General features: G+C 59.8%; 14 protein-coding genes and 1 pseudogene. 5 read left to right on the forward strand and 10 right to left on the reverse strand.

Annotated features, from left to right (window positions below; all coding sequences use genetic code 11):
• Both AAV94_RS02415 and AAV94_RS02420 read left to right on the forward strand, forming a co-directional pair.
• Positions 1 to 429: pseudogene (locus AAV94_RS02415) on the forward strand (IS5-like element ISPa35 family transposase); the annotation flags it as partial.
• A 242-nt stretch (positions 430 to 671) separates the two neighbouring features.
• On the forward strand, positions 672 to 1,118 hold the full coding sequence (locus tag AAV94_RS02420) for an NUDIX hydrolase (protein WP_046740838.1): 447 nt from the start codon (positions 672 to 674) through the stop codon (positions 1,116 to 1,118).
• Positions 1,119 to 1,314: 196 nt separating this feature from the next.
• On the opposite strand, the gene AAV94_RS02425 is transcribed toward AAV94_RS02420, so the two are convergent.
• The 8 genes from AAV94_RS02425 to AAV94_RS02455 form a co-directional block, all read right to left on the reverse strand.
• Complete coding sequence (locus AAV94_RS02425; RefSeq protein ID WP_046740743.1) at positions 1,315 to 2,691, reverse strand: NarK family nitrate/nitrite MFS transporter; 1,377 nt, start codon at positions 2,689 to 2,691, stop codon at positions 1,315 to 1,317.
• The gene (locus tag AAV94_RS02430; protein ID WP_046740744.1) at positions 2,691 to 3,983 is read right to left on the reverse strand and encodes an MFS transporter; all 1,293 of its coding nucleotides are present in this window, start codon (positions 3,981 to 3,983) and stop codon (positions 2,691 to 2,693) included. The genes AAV94_RS02425 and AAV94_RS02430 overlap by 1 nt, the downstream gene beginning before the upstream one ends.
• Before the next feature lie 303 nt (positions 3,984 to 4,286).
• Positions 4,287 to 4,685: a hypothetical protein gene (locus AAV94_RS14805; protein WP_156167927.1), complete on the reverse strand. Its 399-nt coding sequence runs from the start codon at positions 4,683 to 4,685 to the stop codon at positions 4,287 to 4,289.
• A gap of 262 nt (positions 4,686 to 4,947) precedes the next feature.
• The gene (locus AAV94_RS02435; RefSeq protein WP_046740745.1) at positions 4,948 to 5,379 is read right to left on the reverse strand and encodes a CopD family copper resistance protein; all 432 of its coding nucleotides are present in this window, start codon (positions 5,377 to 5,379) and stop codon (positions 4,948 to 4,950) included.
• A gap of 27 nt (positions 5,380 to 5,406) precedes the next feature.
• On the reverse strand, positions 5,407 to 6,660 hold the full coding sequence (locus tag AAV94_RS02440; RefSeq protein ID WP_046740746.1) for an NnrS family protein: 1,254 nt from the start codon (positions 6,658 to 6,660) through the stop codon (positions 5,407 to 5,409).
• Positions 6,653 to 7,096: a group III truncated hemoglobin gene (locus AAV94_RS02445; protein WP_046740747.1), complete on the reverse strand. Its 444-nt coding sequence runs from the start codon at positions 7,094 to 7,096 to the stop codon at positions 6,653 to 6,655. The genes AAV94_RS02440 and AAV94_RS02445 overlap by 8 nt, the downstream gene beginning before the upstream one ends.
• A 6-nt stretch (positions 7,097 to 7,102) precedes the next feature.
• Positions 7,103 to 8,665, reverse strand: coding sequence for a flavodoxin domain-containing protein (locus AAV94_RS02450; RefSeq protein ID WP_046740748.1), 1,563 nt, complete (start codon positions 8,663 to 8,665; stop codon positions 7,103 to 7,105).
• A 53-nt stretch (positions 8,666 to 8,718) separates the two neighbouring features.
• Complete coding sequence (locus tag AAV94_RS02455; protein WP_046740749.1) at positions 8,719 to 9,144, reverse strand: PAS domain-containing protein; 426 nt, start codon at positions 9,142 to 9,144, stop codon at positions 8,719 to 8,721.
• Between the two features lie 218 nt (positions 9,145 to 9,362).
• Here AAV94_RS02455 and AAV94_RS02460 point away from each other — a divergent pair, with 218 nt between their 5' ends.
• Positions 9,363 to 9,827 carry an RrF2 family transcriptional regulator gene (locus AAV94_RS02460; RefSeq protein WP_046740750.1) on the forward strand — a complete coding sequence of 155 codons (465 nt, stop codon included), beginning with the start codon at positions 9,363 to 9,365 and terminating at the stop codon, positions 9,825 to 9,827.
• A 130-nt stretch (positions 9,828 to 9,957) separates the two neighbouring features.
• Positions 9,958 to 11,226, forward strand: coding sequence for an MFS transporter (locus AAV94_RS02465; protein WP_084824691.1), 1,269 nt, complete (start codon positions 9,958 to 9,960; stop codon positions 11,224 to 11,226).
• A gap of 49 nt (positions 11,227 to 11,275) precedes the next feature.
• Here the strand turns inward: AAV94_RS02465 and AAV94_RS02470 are convergent, their stop codons facing one another.
• Positions 11,276 to 11,599: a hypothetical protein gene (locus tag AAV94_RS02470; RefSeq protein ID WP_156167930.1), complete on the reverse strand. Its 324-nt coding sequence runs from the start codon at positions 11,597 to 11,599 to the stop codon at positions 11,276 to 11,278.
• Between the two features lie 228 nt (positions 11,600 to 11,827).
• Positions 11,828 to 13,165: a nucleoside recognition domain-containing protein gene (locus AAV94_RS02475; protein ID WP_046740753.1), complete on the reverse strand. Its 1,338-nt coding sequence runs from the start codon at positions 13,163 to 13,165 to the stop codon at positions 11,828 to 11,830.
• A gap of 145 nt (positions 13,166 to 13,310) precedes the next feature.
• Here AAV94_RS02475 and rlmD point away from each other — a divergent pair, with 145 nt between their 5' ends.
• The gene (gene rlmD, locus AAV94_RS02480; RefSeq protein ID WP_052754875.1) at positions 13,311 to 14,852 is read left to right on the forward strand and encodes a 23S rRNA (uracil(1939)-C(5))-methyltransferase RlmD; all 1,542 of its coding nucleotides are present in this window, start codon (positions 13,311 to 13,313) and stop codon (positions 14,850 to 14,852) included.
• Positions 14,853 to 14,868 lie beyond the last annotated feature (16 nt).

Raw genomic sequence — 14,868 nt, forward strand, 5'->3', positions numbered from 1 at the left:
CGCATCGGCGACGCGCCGATGCTGCCTGAGCTGCTGACGCAGATCCCGGCGACTGAAGCCGTGGCGACGGTGAGCGGCGATGGTGCCTATGACACCAAGGCCTGTCATGCCGCGATTGCGGCACGCGGAGCCGCCGCCGTGATCCCGACCCGCAAGAATGCGCAGACCTGGAAAGGCAGCAGCGCGGGCGTCGAGGCTCGCAACGAAACCTTGCGATCAACCCGGCACCTGGGCCGGACGATCTGGAAGAAATGGAGTGGTTACCACCGGCGCAGCCTGGTGGAAACCAAGATGGGTTGCTTCAAGTTGCTGGGCGAGCGGGTCATGGCCCGAGATTTCGACCGCCAGGTGACGGAGCTTCAGGTGCGCGCGGCGATCCTGAACCAGTTCACGCGCTTGGGCACGCCACACACGATACGTGTGTCCTGAGCAGACTGGGGAAAGGGGTAGCTGCGCTCAGTGGGGCAATTGCGCAACAGCGCCAGTCGCAGAACTGTTTCCACGTCAAAGATCACAGACATCCAATCAAAAGCGGAGATTATCAACATTTCAGGATATATTTTTAATCAAATCCCGTTTCTTCGCAAAGCGCACGACAACAAGCACCCCATCAGCCAATTTTCAAAACACAAAAAAAACACTGCAAGTATCAAGAACCCTCGAGAATGATCATGCACAGCCAAATTAGAAAATCTTCCAGACTAATTATTATTGACAACAAAAATCGGCTGCTTCTTTTCAGATACCGCGATGAACACGAGGGTCCGTTTTGGGCCACAGTGGGAGGAGAGTTGAAGCACGGAGAAAGCTATCTGGACGCCGCGCAGCGGGAGCTATGGGAGGAAACAGGGCTCGTGCAAAAGATCGGCCCTCTTCTGAAGGAAAGAACGGCCATTTATGCAGTAGCTCGCTCTACCCCGGCTCAATGGGAGGAGAAATATTTTCTTGTCAAATGTGAATCCACCCCTGAAATCACAAAAGAACAATGGACAGATGAAGAAAAAACCACCATCCAAGATTGGAAATGGTGGTCATTGAGTGATATGCGCAGCACAGCGCCTGAAGCGTTCAAGCCAGAATGGCTTCCTGAACTATTGGAATCAATTGCAACCAGTTAATGCCACTCTTATAAATTTTTGCACGAAGAGCTTCCCCCATGAGGGGAAAATGGCGAATAACAACGCTCGGCTGAATGATCATTCGGGTGCCAGCGCGCAGCTGCATCACTCTCTTCCAGGGGACAGATAATCAGGAGCGACACACGCTGTAATGGCAGCGGAATGCAAGCGAGCGCATTCCGCCATTCTCAGCTCCTTAGCACGGCACGGGTGCATTGCGGCGCGCATAGTACCACCAAGTCACCAGCACGCACGAGAGGTAGAACACGATAAAGCCGTACAGTGCCGCCTGCACCCCCCCTGTTAACTCAATAGATGTGCCAAAACTGCGCGGAATGAAGAACCCGCCATAGGCACCGATGGCACCGGTAAAACCCAACACAGCGGCTGATTCACGACTGGCTTCAACAACCGCCTGTTTTTGGGCTGCATCGCCTCTCCCAAAGGCCGCACGGGTACGCTCGGTCAGAAATATCACCGGAATCATGCGGAAGGTGGAACCGTTACCTATGCCTGTCAGTGCGAACATGGCAATAAATACGGCGAGAAATCCCATGAAGTTGCCGTCACGGCCTTCACGAGGAAGAAACACGAGCAACGCTAGCACCGCTAGCACCATGCCTATGAAGGTCCAGAGGGTGACACGGGCACCACCAAGCTTATCGGAGACAATCCCGCCAAACGGACGCGTCAATGAACCCACCAACGGCCCCAGAAAAGCATAGGTCAGCGGATTGACGTTCGGAAACAACGCCATGGTCAGCATCGCAAAACCTGCCGAGAAGCCTATGAAAGATCCAAATGTGCCAACGTAGAGCCAACACATCAGCCAGTTGTGCTTGCGCTTGAAGATCACGGCCTGATCTGCAAAGGATGCCTTGGCGTCTGCAATGTCGTTCATGCCAAACCATGCGAGCACCGTCAGCACAACAATCGGAATCACCCAAACGAAGCCAGCGTTCTGCAGCCAGATAGGCGGTGCGCCTTCGGCCTGGTAAGGTGCCCCACCCCAGCTGCCGAACAAGGCAACACCAATCACCAGCGGCACCACGAACTGCGTCAGAGACACCCCAAGGTTGCCAATGCCGGCATTCAATCCGGTAGCCAGACCTTTTTCCGCTTTCGGAAAGAAGAAGCTGATGTTGGCCATACTGGAGCTGAAATTGCCACCGCCAAGTCCGCACAACAGTGCCAAAATCAGCAACGTCGGATAGCCGGTTTGTGGATCGCCAAGTGCAAAACCCATTCCGACCGCCGGAATCAGGAGCAAGGCCGTGGAGATGGCTGTCCAGCGCCGCCCACCGAATACCGGCACCAGAAAGGAATAGAACACACGTAGCGTGGCGCCGGAGAGCGCAGGCAGTGCCGTCAGCCAGAACATTTGGTCCTTGGACAGATTAAAGCCAGCCTTGTTGAGATTGACAACAACGACGCTCCAGAGCATCCAGATGGCAAATGAGAGCATCAGAGCCGGAATGGAAATCAGCAGGTTGCGCCACGCGATGCTGCGCCCTGTTTGCTGCCAGAACTGGGAGTTTTCCGGCTCCCAGCGGGTAAGAACAAAGGGGGTCATTAATAGTCCTTGTGAGAAAGTACGACTGGAGCGTCGCCGGCGCGCGCGGCGACCCTGGAGGGGGATTGGAAGCTGAAGTGCATGAAGATCAGCGATATGCACACCGTTCCATAGAGCAACATGAAGCAGCTCGAGCGCACACCGGTCAGATCCAGCAGCGCACCAAAGAGAATCGGCAAAAAGAAGCCTCCCAACCCGCCAGCGAGCCCCACGATGCCGGAGACGGCACCGATGTTGTCCGGAAAGTCGTCGGCAATGAACTTAAAGACTGAGGCCTTGCCCACTGCCATTGCAATGCCAACAACAAACAGCAGTGCTGTGAACATCCATGCGTTCAGACCAATATGAAACTGCCAGGGACCACTGACGGTTTGCACGGTCAGCGCCGTCTGCGGATAGCTCAGGATGAAAAAGCACACCCAGCACACCCACATCACCCACCAGGTCGTCTGGTAAGCACCATAGCGGTCGGAAATCCATCCACCTACGGCTCGCAATACGCCGCCCGGCAGCGAAAAGCAGGCTGCCAACAGCGCCGCCAGCTCCATGCTGAAACCATATTCGCCGATGAAGTACTTGGTTATCCATAGCGCCAGCGCGACGTAACCGCCAAATACCACGGAGTAATACTGGCAATAGCGCAGCACACGCGGATCCTTGAGCAGTGCCATCTGTTCGCCGAAACTGACATGGGCGGACACCAGATGGCGTGGATCACTGGCAGAGAACAACCAGAACACGATGGCGGTAACCAGCAGCGCAACCGCATACACCTTGGGCACGATCACCCACGCACCGCCTGCCGCAGTGATCAACGTCGGGGCGATGAACTTGGTCAGCGCTGAGCCGGAGTTGCCAGCACCGAAAATCCCCATGGCCAGCCCCTGGCGTTCCTTCGGAAACCAGCGTGCCACATACGGCGTGCCGACCGAGAAGGAGCCGCCCACTAGACCAAGGCACAGACCGAGCACCAGGAAATGCCAGTACGCAGTGGCGTAGGCAAGCAACCAAACCGGCACGACTGACAGCAGCAACACCAGGAAAAACACGATGCGTCCGCCGTAACGGTCCGTCCAGATTCCCAGCGGCACACGCACCAGCGAGCCGGAAAGCACCGGCATCGCCGCGAGCAGGCCGAACTGCGTCTCGGAAAGACCCAGTTGGTTCTTGATCGGAATGCCAAGCACGGCAAACACCATCCAAACCGCAAAGCAAACGGTAAATGCAAAAGTGCTGGAAATCAGCACCGCCGTAGCTGAGTGCCGAATGGCACGGACTTCTTGTTGAGCCATGAAACGCTTTCACGAACTGTCGTAGAGAACGTTCGTGAGCGTAGACCTGCCGCCTGACCCTGCCAATTGCCCGTCAGACCAACCGAACACAGGCAAAGTGACTAGACACAGCGACCGAGTCGTGGCAAGGTATATGACACCGCGAGCCGAAACACGCGCTGCATTTCCTGCTATCGGTGCCCGCTACCGGATGCCGGATCCCTGCCACACGCGATGCGCTTCAATCGCAACCAAAGGGTTAGCCGCCACCACGTTGCATCGGCCAGGCAGTCATCAGACGCCAACTCTCCCGCGAAGAATGCGCTATGCGTTGAAAAACTCGCAATGGCCGCAGCATTTCAGCAGGCTGACTTGACCTGACTCCAGCGTTTTTTCTGCTAGCGGCATGGCAGCAGTTACCTCATACAGAGGCCTGCGCACTGACTGCATGGGATGAATCGGCGAAGCCAGTTCGCCGCGGGCAGTATTCCAGACGCATCGGGCACCATATAAAACATGCGATGCGTTGCCATTGCGTTTGAAAAGGCAGCTGCGCCGTCCTGGTGCGCCGCGCAAAAAGGACAGTGGATGGCGCACAAATTGGCGGACTTGTGACACCGCGTTAGCCCCTACGCAAGCTACATTGACGAGGCAGCGCATCACACTGGCGCCTGACCACACCACCCAGTCCAGCAAAAGGCGCCATGAGGCGGATTCACGCATAAGAATACCCCGCCTGTGCATCGTACAGTCTAGAACCCACAAACCAGATAGTCCCTCACGCCAACGCTCGTCTGAGCTACCTTGGGTGTTTTGGTGGATTCTCGGCGTGTTTTGCCACCAGGCACAATTTGCTGCCGTGCAGCCCGAATTCTGACTCGCGAATCGCCGCAGGAAAAGAACCAAAGCGACGCCAAACACAGTTGGCAACCCCATGCCATCGCACTAACGTCGCCAGCCCTGCGTGCAGGCGCGATTACCACCCTCAGTAAATCATCGCCTTGGCGAGGACAACAATCATCAGCACATGCGCAAACACGCTGTAATGAATACGTCGAGAGCGTGAGCCAGTCATGACTCCGCGCCGACGCCATACCATGGCGGTGACGAAGTGGGCGAATACGCTCAACGCCAGCGCGATCTTGAGCGTGAGTAAGATGCCGAAGCTGCTCTGCCACGGCTGGGCCAGCACTGCGCGATGCTGCCACGCCATGCCAAGACCAGCGCTGTAGAGCACGAGCAACGCCCAGGGCATGATGCGCACGGCGCGATTGCCCAGCGCCCTCTCAACCTGCAGCATGGCTACCCTGGGCACATGACGGCGGATACCTTCCAGCATCACGACCTCGAAGAACACGGTGCCTGCAAACACGATGGCCCCCAGGAGATGCAGCAGTAGCAGTAATCCGTAGTGCATGGTGGATTTCGGTCGTGTCCGCGCGCCTCAGCCCGCTCGCCTAGCCGGTTGTATCGAAACCGGCACCGCCTGCCCCGCGGGACGGTCAATGCGCGGGCGAATCAACATTGGAGCAAAGCGCCACAGATACAGCCCGAACGCGAGTACCCATACGCCTGCCGACGCATGCAGCAAACCAACCTGCCACGGCCCGGACAACGTGACCAGCCATAGCGCCAGCAACCGGCAAGCCCCTGCCAACAACACAAGCAGATAGATCGCAACCATCAAACGGTCAGTGCGCAATGGCCGCCCCAAGTGACCAAGCGCAGTGCGTGTGACCATGCCGATAATCAGCACCGAAAAACCGGCCATGCCAATCACGTGCGCCGGCCAGGCCGCCCAGAAGACCCATTCCATCCGCTGCGCCGCGGCCAGCAAAAGGCCTGTGCCTAATCCAGCATAGCCAAGATACAGAATCCACAACAAGGGTACGGAAGCAACACGCCACGGCTTCCACGCCAGCGTCTGCCACAGTGCGAGGGCGCCGGTAACAGACAGCGCCAGTGCTGCAAGATGCTGCCACTGCATCAGCAGCGCAATGACTGCCACGAAGCCGGAGACCAACTGGACGCGTCCCGTGCTGACATGCATGGGAATCTTCAGGCCCGCAATGGCGCGGCTGGCAAAGAACGGAATCACGCGACGGGACACCAGCACCGCCACCAGTGCCATACACAGCATGCCGATATGCAACCAATGCATCAGCAGCAAATAGTCTCCCCTCCAGCTGGCCCACAAATAGGCTGCATCGGTCACTGCAAGCGCCACCAGTAGCGGAGCCACACCGTAGTTGCGCACGCTACGTGATATGTGGATGACGCGTGCCAAGGCCACAGCTGCGCTCAGGAAAAATAACAGTTCACTAGCAGCGCCAATTGCAAACGCAAGCGTTCCCGGCAACAAAAACCCCAGCCTGGCCATCAGCCAAAGCAGCACCAGTGCGGCCAACGACCTGCCTTGCATAGGGTTGCTGCCAGTCCATGTTGCAGCGGCAGTCAGCAGGAAGCCGACCGCAATCGTTGCAATAAACCCCCACAGCATTTCATGCGCGTGCCAGATCACACCAGCCATGGTGGCAACTAGCCATTGCGGCGCAAAAACCCAGATACCCACAGATAAAGCTGCCCAACCGCAGCCCAGCAAGTACAAAGGACGAAAACCCAGTTCCAGAAAAGCCCGCCACTGCGGCGGCGCTGGCCGCCGCAGTGGCGGCTCGGCGATCTGTAGCAACTCACTCACTTGACACGCCCTCCGCGGTCACCCGCAACGGACTGGCGATGCCGCTGGGGTTGCGATGCATCTGCCAACCCATCCACAAGCTTTGCGCAATGCGCTCTGCCATGGCCACGGCTTGACGTGCCATCCTCTGATTAGGTTGCGCGTTGGCAGTGTCGGCAAACAGTGCTAGCCAGCGCCGGAACAAATCAGCACTCAAATCGGGCAGCGCCGCATGCTTGGGCATAGGGGCACCGCTGAAACGCCCGGTGCGCAGCAGCATGCTTGACCAGAAGTCGCACAGCAACGCCAGGTGGCGGTCCCAATCATCAATGTGTGCATCAAAAATAGGACCCAGCACCTCATCAGCCCGCACACGGGCATAAAAGCCGTGCACGAGCGCCGCGATCTCATCTTCCGTGCACAAAAAAGCAGGCTCAGAGTGATATGTTGTTTCCATGTGCTTTCAGTACAGTTCCAGATGCACACGGCCCTGCTGCTGCAGAGTTTGCCAAGGCCTTTCCTCTGGCTGCTGCGCCTGCGTGCTGGCTCTGCCCAGGACCTTATCGATCGCCCCCGCTACGGCATCCTGAAGATGACGCTTGTTGCCGCAAATATAAAGATGTGCACCTTCCTGTAGCAAACCACGCAGATGATCTGCGTGCTCAGCAATGGCGTGTTGCACATAGTACTTCTCTTCACAGTCACGCGAGAATGCCGTAATCAATCGGCCCAGCACGCCTTCATCCTGAAGCATATGCAGCTCTTGCTTGAACAGGAAATCCCGGTCAGCCGACTTCTCGCCAAAGATCAGACAAGTCTTGCGCTGCTGGCCACTGGCCTGCATCTCGCGCAACAACCCCATCAGCGGCGCAATGCCGGTGCCAGTGCCGATCAGAATCAGCGGCACGCTGGTATCTTTGACAAGATGGAACCCAGGATTGGAGCGGCAGTACACCTGTACTGGCCCTTGATGCTGCAGAAGCCAGTTCGTGGCCATACCACGCCGCCTGCGTCCGCCTCGCGCATAGGCGACTTCACGAATGCACAGATCGATGTGACCGGCCTGCCCATGTGAAGCAATGGAGTACGCACGCGGCAAGGCCGGCGACAACAGCGCTTGCAGCGCCTCCGGCGTCACACACTCAGGCTGGCAGAAGTCCTGCAGTACGTCCAGCAAATCTGCCCCCCAGAGGTAATCGTCCAGCAGCTTCTTCTGGCTGATCTTGAGCATGGCCTTGAGTGGTTCGCTACCGCTCAGGCGCGCCAATTCCCGCAGCACAGGCTTGCTGAGCTGCCGCAGTTCCTTGTGGCGCAGTGGCTCCAGTTGCGGCGAATCCTCCGGCAGCTGCCACCAGTTGGCCAGCCTCGCCAATACAGCCGGCTCGTTTTCCGGCAGCACATACAGCGCGTCGCCCGCGCGCCAAACCATTCCGCTGTCCCTGCAGTCGAGACGCACGTGAAATGCGCCCGGCTCGCTGCTGTTGAGCCTCTTACGCTCCAAAATCGGTGCGGCAAACGCGTTATCCGCTCCATAAGCTTTCACACGCAGCATCAACTCCTGTCCCGCCTGCGCATCGCCCTGCAGCACGCGGTCAAGTACCGTTAGCCATTGCTGAAAAAACTCTGGGTAGCACGCATCAGCGTCAACTCGGTTAATCAATGGACTTGCCTGACGCTGCTGCAGCAGTTCGTCAAGCTGACGGGTGAAGCCGCAAAATTGCGGATAGCCGGTATCGCCGAGCCCGAAGATCGCATACCGCAGCCCCGCCAGCGAATCGGTCTGGCATATCTGCGCAAGGAAGCGCTCGGCATTGCCAGGCGGCTCGCCGTCGCCGAATGAGCTGGAGATGATCACCAAAGGCTGCTGTCCCTGCAAAGCCTCGGTGGAAACGTCATTGAGCGGGAGCACTCGTGGTGCAAATGGCACCAAAGCCGGCTCGCTCGCTAGGCGCTGTGCCAGCGCCCGGGCGTTACCGGATTCGGAGCCATAGCCGATCAGAATACGATGTCGGACGCTGGTATCCATGACACTATCCGTAGTCGTTGCAAACAAGTCTGTAGCGAAGCGCCCCGCCCCGCTCACTTGTCGTAATACGCGTCGTACTGCTCCTTGGCGAACTCGACCGCGTCGAAGTTATCCATCAAATCGTTAACGACACGGCGGATGCTGATGTAGGAGTCAATTTGGCCATTGGCGTCATACAGCGGCTGCACCGTGGTATCCACGACATACAGCACGCCGCCCTTGCCCAGGTTCGGCACGATCCCCGTCCAGATCTTGCCCGCCTTGATGGTGTCCCACATGTCCTTGTAGACCGCCTTGGGCACTGCGGGGTGACGCACGATGCTGTGAGGCTGGCCCAGCAGCTCCTCACGGCTAAAACCCGTGAGCTTGCAGAACAGATCGTTGGCGTAGGTGATGACACCCTGCAGGTCGGTCGTCGAGATCACGGCCACGTTCTCCAGTGCGGCCAACAGGCGGTCTTTGTCGAGGGTGTTGCTCATAGCATTTCCTTTACTGCGTAGGGTTGAGACAGATCGCTATCCGGTGCGGCCCACCGCCGCTGCCAACGATCACAAGGTTGCAATGCAGCATCCTTAAGATGTATTTTATATGAATCTTTTTGATATTTCAGTATTTACTGAAAATTAATTCACTGTCAAGTGGCCGGACTTCTGCGATCATTGATGATCAGCTGTGCCGGACGCTGCAGCCCGCCCCGATGAAACTTACGCTCAAGACCGACTTCGCCTTTCGCACCCTGCTGTATCTGGGCCGGCAACAGACACTGGTGTCCATTGCGGAGGTGGCCAGCTACCATGGCATTTCCAGGAATCACCTTGTCAAGGTCGTGCATGAACTGGGGCAGCACGGCTTCATCGAAACCGTCCGTGGCAAACATGGCGGCATTCGGCTGGCCGAGAAAGCGTGGCACAGCACGGCCGGAGACGTCGTTCGGGCAATGGAGGAAGATCTTGCACTGGTCGTCTGTTTCGAGCCGCTGCGCCCGCAAGCGCCCGCCACCACACACGCTACGGGCACATGCCGTTATGCAGACCAATGCGGCTTGCAGCACACGCTGGCACAGGCGCTTGATGCCTTCATGCGGGAACTTGATCGCACACCCCTGGCTCGCTTGTTACGGCCCGTGCATCAGGCAGGCGAGCATCGCATTACCGGTCCCTGACAGTCCGTTCACGATCATGTACCTGCCGCGTGTTCGGCAGGCCAGTCGGAGCACCACCACGCGAAAGTGTTCTGGGCAGCGGATGCCAGCGCTATAATTGAGAATTATTCTCAAGAATAACCTCCAATTCATGTCCTCTGATGCCCTTGCCACGCGTGCAGCACCCTGTCGGGACGCGACGCCGACACGCTGGTCGGTGATTGCCCTTTGCACCGTCATCATGCTGGTCGAAGGCTTTGATTTACTGATCTATAGCAATGCCATCCCCTCTTTGCTGACTGACGCGACGCTGGGCATCGACCGCGCCCAGGCCGGCAGCATCGGCAGCATGATTTTTCTTGGCATGCTGGTCGGTGGCGTACTGGCTGGACGCATCACGCAGTCGCTTGGCCTGTCCCGTGCCATCGGCCTGGGCTTTGCCTTCTTCACGGTCGCGACGGCGCTGATTGCCTGGGCTGGCGCGGGGTGGCACATCGGCGCTCTGCGCCTGCTCGCTGGGCTGGGCCTTGGGGTGGTTCTGCCAGCCGGTCTTTCATTCGCGCGCAAACACAGCAGCCACCGCCATGGCGCGCTGGCCATCAGCATCGTCATGGCAGGCATTCCACTGGGCGGCATGCTGGCGGCAGTGGTCTCGCACCAGATCATTCCACACTGGGGCTGGCGACCGCTGTTCATTGCAGCAGGGCTGCTTGGCACAGGGGTACTGGTGGTCATGGCGCCACTGGTAGGCCGTATCGAGCGTGAGGTACCTTCGTCTGGCCCAGCAACCGTGGTTGCGGGCGATTGGCGGCGCATTCTGCGCGGGCCTGCCGCTGCTGTACTGGCACTGGGCGCCGCGGCAACTCTGGCGGATCTGCTGACGTGGTACGGCGTGGCGGTATGGCTGACGCAGTTGATGCGCGAGTTCGACGTGCCCTTCAGCGGCGCAATGCAGATGATGTTCACGCTCAACATTGGCGCCATCGCGGGCTCACTGTGCACCGCCGGCATTGCAATGCGACTGGGCACCCGGCCAATCGCCATTGCCGCCAGCGCGCTGGCCGCGGCCTGTCTCCTGGCCGTCGCATCACGCCAGCTATCCGGCGCCGCGCTGTTTGCCGCCATCGCCGTGCTGGGCATGAGTGCCATCAGCGCACAGAATCTCGTCAATGCGCTGGTGGCCGATGCCTTTCCCGTACATTACCGCGCCGCAGCCATCGGCATCACGCTGGGGCTAGGGCGGCTGGGGGCCGTGATCGCGCCTGCGCTGGGTGGCTTCATTCTGGCAGCTGGTCTGGGCCCACAGGCTGTGCTGCAGGCATTTGCAGCATCCGCCATCATTGGCGCGCTGGTACTACTGGCCTTTACGCCTGCGCTTTCGCAACGCACGCAGCAAATGCTGGCGCAGCATCAGGCCTAGCGCTCCGCCCGCACCGTCAACAGCGCGCAATGGTGCTTTTGCACCAAGCTCAGCAGACTTCAAAATCAAAATTCAGGAACACCGCATCAGGCATACATTCAGCGGCAGCGAATTCCGCTTCACGTGTTGCGGCCAGGTACGCCTTGGCATCTGCCTCATCGGCCGGTGAGCGGGAGGCACCGTCATAGAGCGCCACGGCACATCTTTCCCACGCCCTGAAATGTCGCGCAATGGCGGCATCATCGCCAAGCCGGGTGCGCAGTGTCTCGATATAGGTACGGCGTGCAGCATCCAACTCTCCTGGCCGGATGCCATCGCCCGTGATGGTCAGTCTGTAAGGCATGCTTTTCCTCAGCGCAGAGACCGCCAGCATCAAGCGATGGCCCTGATCCGGGACGCTCGGACTGGCACGCCGAGCATAGCCGGTGGGGGCTGATCGCGAAGACTGCGACAATTGCAGGCTTATCGGCAACATTGGGGGGTTCCCCTCCGCGCCCTGCAAATCGTCAACAGCGCCATCGACATCCAACGCCCGTTGGCCAGATGACAAGCAGTTGCGAGGAGCCTGATCCTCGCCGCTGGGGCTGTGCCCCCGGCGTCCCTACGTCGCAAAAAGATAGCGGCAAATGGCTACCGATGCGATGACGGCCACCACATCCGCGATCAGGGCGGCAATCAGCGTATGGCGGATGCGCCGCACCTGTACTGCACCGAAGTAGACGGCCAGCACGTAGAAAGTCGTCTCGGAAGAGCCCATGATGGTCGAAACGAGGTAGCCGACATAACTGTCCGGTCCGATCGCCGGGTCGGTAAGGATTGCCGACATCACCCCGTAGGCTCCCGACCCGGACAGGGGGCGCAGCAGTGCCATCGGCAAAGCCTCTGCCGGCAGACCCAGCGGCGCGGTAAACATCGCGAGTGCTCCGACGATCACATCCAGCGCCCCGCTGCTGCGCAGCATGCCCACCGCCACCAGAATTGCCACCAGATACGGCAGGATGCGCAGGGCCACGTCGAACCCATCCTTGGCGCCTTCCACAAACGCTTCATACACCCGCACCCCGCGCCACCATCCAAAAAGCAGAAATCCGGCCATCATCAGCGGCACGATCCACGGCGAAATTGTCCGCCCCCACCAGATGGTGGCGGGAACGGCCAGCACCAGACATGCCAGTGCGGTCACGCTCACCCACAGCGGGTACGCTTCGCCGCCCTCGCCTGCTTCTGCGTTCGGCGAAGCTGCTCCATCTGGCGCCATGAATGGCTCCACCCACGGCCGCGGCAGCGCCAGTTCCTGCGCGGTCGACTGCCCCACTGGAAAGTAGCGCTGCAGCAGCAAGACGGCTGCGACAGCGGCTACCGTGGAAGTAATGGTGGCAAACAGTGTCGTGGGCAGGATGCCAGCCGGATCCATCGACCCTGCAGAAGCGCGAATGGCAATCACCTTGGCTGGCAGCAGCGTAATGCCCGAGGTATTGATGGCCAGAAACATCGCCATGGCGTTGGTGGCAGTGCCCGGCCGCGGATTCAGCGCATCCAGCGCCTGCATGGCCCGGATGCCAAACGGTGTAGCGGCATTGCCCAACCCCAGGGCGTTGGCAGACATATTCAGGATCATCGCGCCCATGGCTGGATGGTTGGCCGGCACCTGAGGAAACAGCCGCACCATCAACGGGCGAATCAGCTTGGCGATGATCACCAGCATGCCCCCCTGCTCCGCCACCTTCATCAGGCCCAGAAACAGCGCCATCACGCCAACCAGGCCTATGGCCAGTTCCACGGCACCCGTTGCTGAAGCGACCATGCCAGCGGAAAGCTGTTCCATCGGACTGGCCAGCGCTGCATCCGCCTGGCCCGCTGGTGGCCCTTGCCAGAGCAACTGACGCCAGCCTGCGGCGGCAAGCGCAATGAGAACGATGGCAAGAAAAACGGCATTCATGGAGCTTCAGGTGTTTAGCGGTGTGCGTGCATTCGCGCAATGTACGCCAACCTGATGCGTCGCACTTCAAAGCTGTCCGGCTTCTCCCCAACGAACACGCCCCACTACAATGACGCCCCCAATCCCGTCTGCCCCACGAAGCGCCATGCCAGAAAATGCCCTGACCGACTCCCAGCCTGCCGCTGAACGGCCGGCTGATCTTGCCAGTTACCCTGCCAACGCGCTGCTGATCGATGCGCTCGACATGGAGGCGCAAGGCGTGGCGCACCGCAGCGACGGCAAGGTCGTCTTCGTCGAAGGGGCGCTGGCGGGCGAAGTCGTTACGGCCACAACCACACGGCGCAAGAACAACTGGGAAAAGGCCACGCTGGATGCGGTACTGCACGAGTCGTCCCAGCGTGTGCAGCCGCATTGCCCGCACTTTGGCCTGCATCAGGGTGCATGCGGAGGCTGCAAAATGCAGCACCTCAATCCCATGGCACAGCTGGCTGTCAAACAGCGCGTGCTGGAGGATAACCTGTGGCATCTCGGCAAGGTGCGCGCCGAGCGCATCCTGCGGCCCATTCAGGGGCCGGACTGGGGCTACCGCTGGCGCGCCAGGCTGTCAGTGCGTTACGTGGCCAAGAAAGGCGTGGTGCTGGTGGGCTTTCATGAGCGCAAGAGCCGCTACATCGCCGACATGCAAGTCTGCCCCATCCTGCCTGAGCGGGTGAGCGACTTGCTCCTGCCGCTGCGTGCGCTGATCGCCAGCCTGCAGGCGCGCGAGAGCTGCCCGCAAATCGAGGTCGCCTGCGGTGACGCAGTGACCGCATTGGTACTGCGCCATCTGCAGCCGCTGAGCGATGCTGACATCGCGCAGCTGCGGACATTCGCGCGGGAGCACCCGCATGTGCAATGGTGGCTGCAGCCCAAGGGGCCCGACACCGTGCACCCGCTTGATGCGCCGCAGCCGGAGCGCGCGCTCAGCTACAACATGCCTGAATTCGGCCTGCGCATGCCGTTCAAACCCACGGACTTCACGCAGGTCAATCCCTACATCAACCGTGTGTTGGTGGCGCGGGCGCTGCGTTTATTGCAGGTGCAGTCGCACGAGCGCGTCATCGACTGGTTCTGCGGATTGGGCAATTTCAGTCTGCCGCTCGCCACATGCGCCCGCGAGGTGCTGGGCATCGAGGGCAGCGATGCGCTGGTCGAGCGCGCCACCGACAACTGGCGCGCCAACAGCCTCGCGCGCACGCAGCGCGGCGAGCCGCCCCTGGCTCCAACACGCTTTGTTGCACGCAACCTGTTCGAGATGACGCCAGCGCTGCTGCAAGCCGATGGTCAGGCCGACAAGTGGCTGGTCGATCCGCCTCGCGAAGGTGCCTTTGCGCTGAGCAAGGCACTGGCTGACATCCACCAGGCCCGCCTGGCCGCTGGCAAGCCTGCTGCTGCAGTTGGCAACGATACAGCAACCGACTCCGCTGAAGACGAACGCGTGCCCGCATTTGCGGATAACACGAGCTGGCAGCCGCCAACGCGTATCGTCTACGTCAGCTGTAACCCGGCCACACTGGCGCGCGATGCTGGCCTGCTGGTGCACCAGGCGGGCTATCGCTGCACGGCAGCGGGCGTGGTGAACATGTTTCCCCATACCGCGCACGTCGAAAGCATTGCCGTCTTCGAGCGTTGCGTTACCAGTCAATGAGAATCTGCGCGGACTA

Origin of the sequence: Lampropedia cohaerens, assembly GCF_001005215.1 — a bacterium.
Lineage (GTDB): Bacteria > Pseudomonadota > Gammaproteobacteria > Burkholderiales > Burkholderiaceae_C > Lampropedia > Lampropedia cohaerens.

Excerpts from the sequence above, each read along its gene's own strand:
- AAV94_RS02420 (WP_046740838.1), top strand. The coding sequence starts at position 672 with ATGCACAGCCAAATTAGAAAATCTTCCAGACTAATTATTATTGACAAC.
- AAV94_RS02425 (WP_046740743.1), bottom strand. The coding sequence starts at position 2,691 with ATGACCCCCTTTGTTCTTACCCGCTGGGAGCCGGAAAACTCCCAGTTC.
- AAV94_RS02430 (WP_046740744.1), bottom strand. The coding sequence starts at position 3,983 with ATGGCTCAACAAGAAGTCCGTGCCATTCGGCACTCAGCTACGGCGGTG.
- AAV94_RS14805 (WP_156167927.1), bottom strand. The coding sequence starts at position 4,685 with ATGCGTGAATCCGCCTCATGGCGCCTTTTGCTGGACTGGGTGGTGTGG.
- AAV94_RS02435 (WP_046740745.1), bottom strand. The coding sequence starts at position 5,379 with ATGCACTACGGATTACTGCTACTGCTGCATCTCCTGGGGGCCATCGTG.
- AAV94_RS02445 (WP_046740747.1), bottom strand. The coding sequence starts at position 7,096 with ATGGAAACAACATATCACTCTGAGCCTGCTTTTTTGTGCACGGAAGAT.
- AAV94_RS02450 (WP_046740748.1), bottom strand. The coding sequence starts at position 8,665 with ATGGATACCAGCGTCCGACATCGTATTCTGATCGGCTATGGCTCCGAA.
- AAV94_RS02455 (WP_046740749.1), bottom strand. The coding sequence starts at position 9,144 with ATGAGCAACACCCTCGACAAAGACCGCCTGTTGGCCGCACTGGAGAAC.
- AAV94_RS02460 (WP_046740750.1), top strand. The coding sequence starts at position 9,363 with ATGAAACTTACGCTCAAGACCGACTTCGCCTTTCGCACCCTGCTGTAT.
- AAV94_RS02465 (WP_084824691.1), top strand. The coding sequence starts at position 9,958 with ATGTCCTCTGATGCCCTTGCCACGCGTGCAGCACCCTGTCGGGACGCG.
- AAV94_RS02470 (WP_156167930.1), bottom strand. The coding sequence starts at position 11,599 with ATGCTGGCGGTCTCTGCGCTGAGGAAAAGCATGCCTTACAGACTGACC.
- AAV94_RS02475 (WP_046740753.1), bottom strand. The coding sequence starts at position 13,165 with ATGAATGCCGTTTTTCTTGCCATCGTTCTCATTGCGCTTGCCGCCGCA.
- rlmD (WP_052754875.1), top strand. The coding sequence starts at position 13,311 with ATGCCAGAAAATGCCCTGACCGACTCCCAGCCTGCCGCTGAACGGCCG.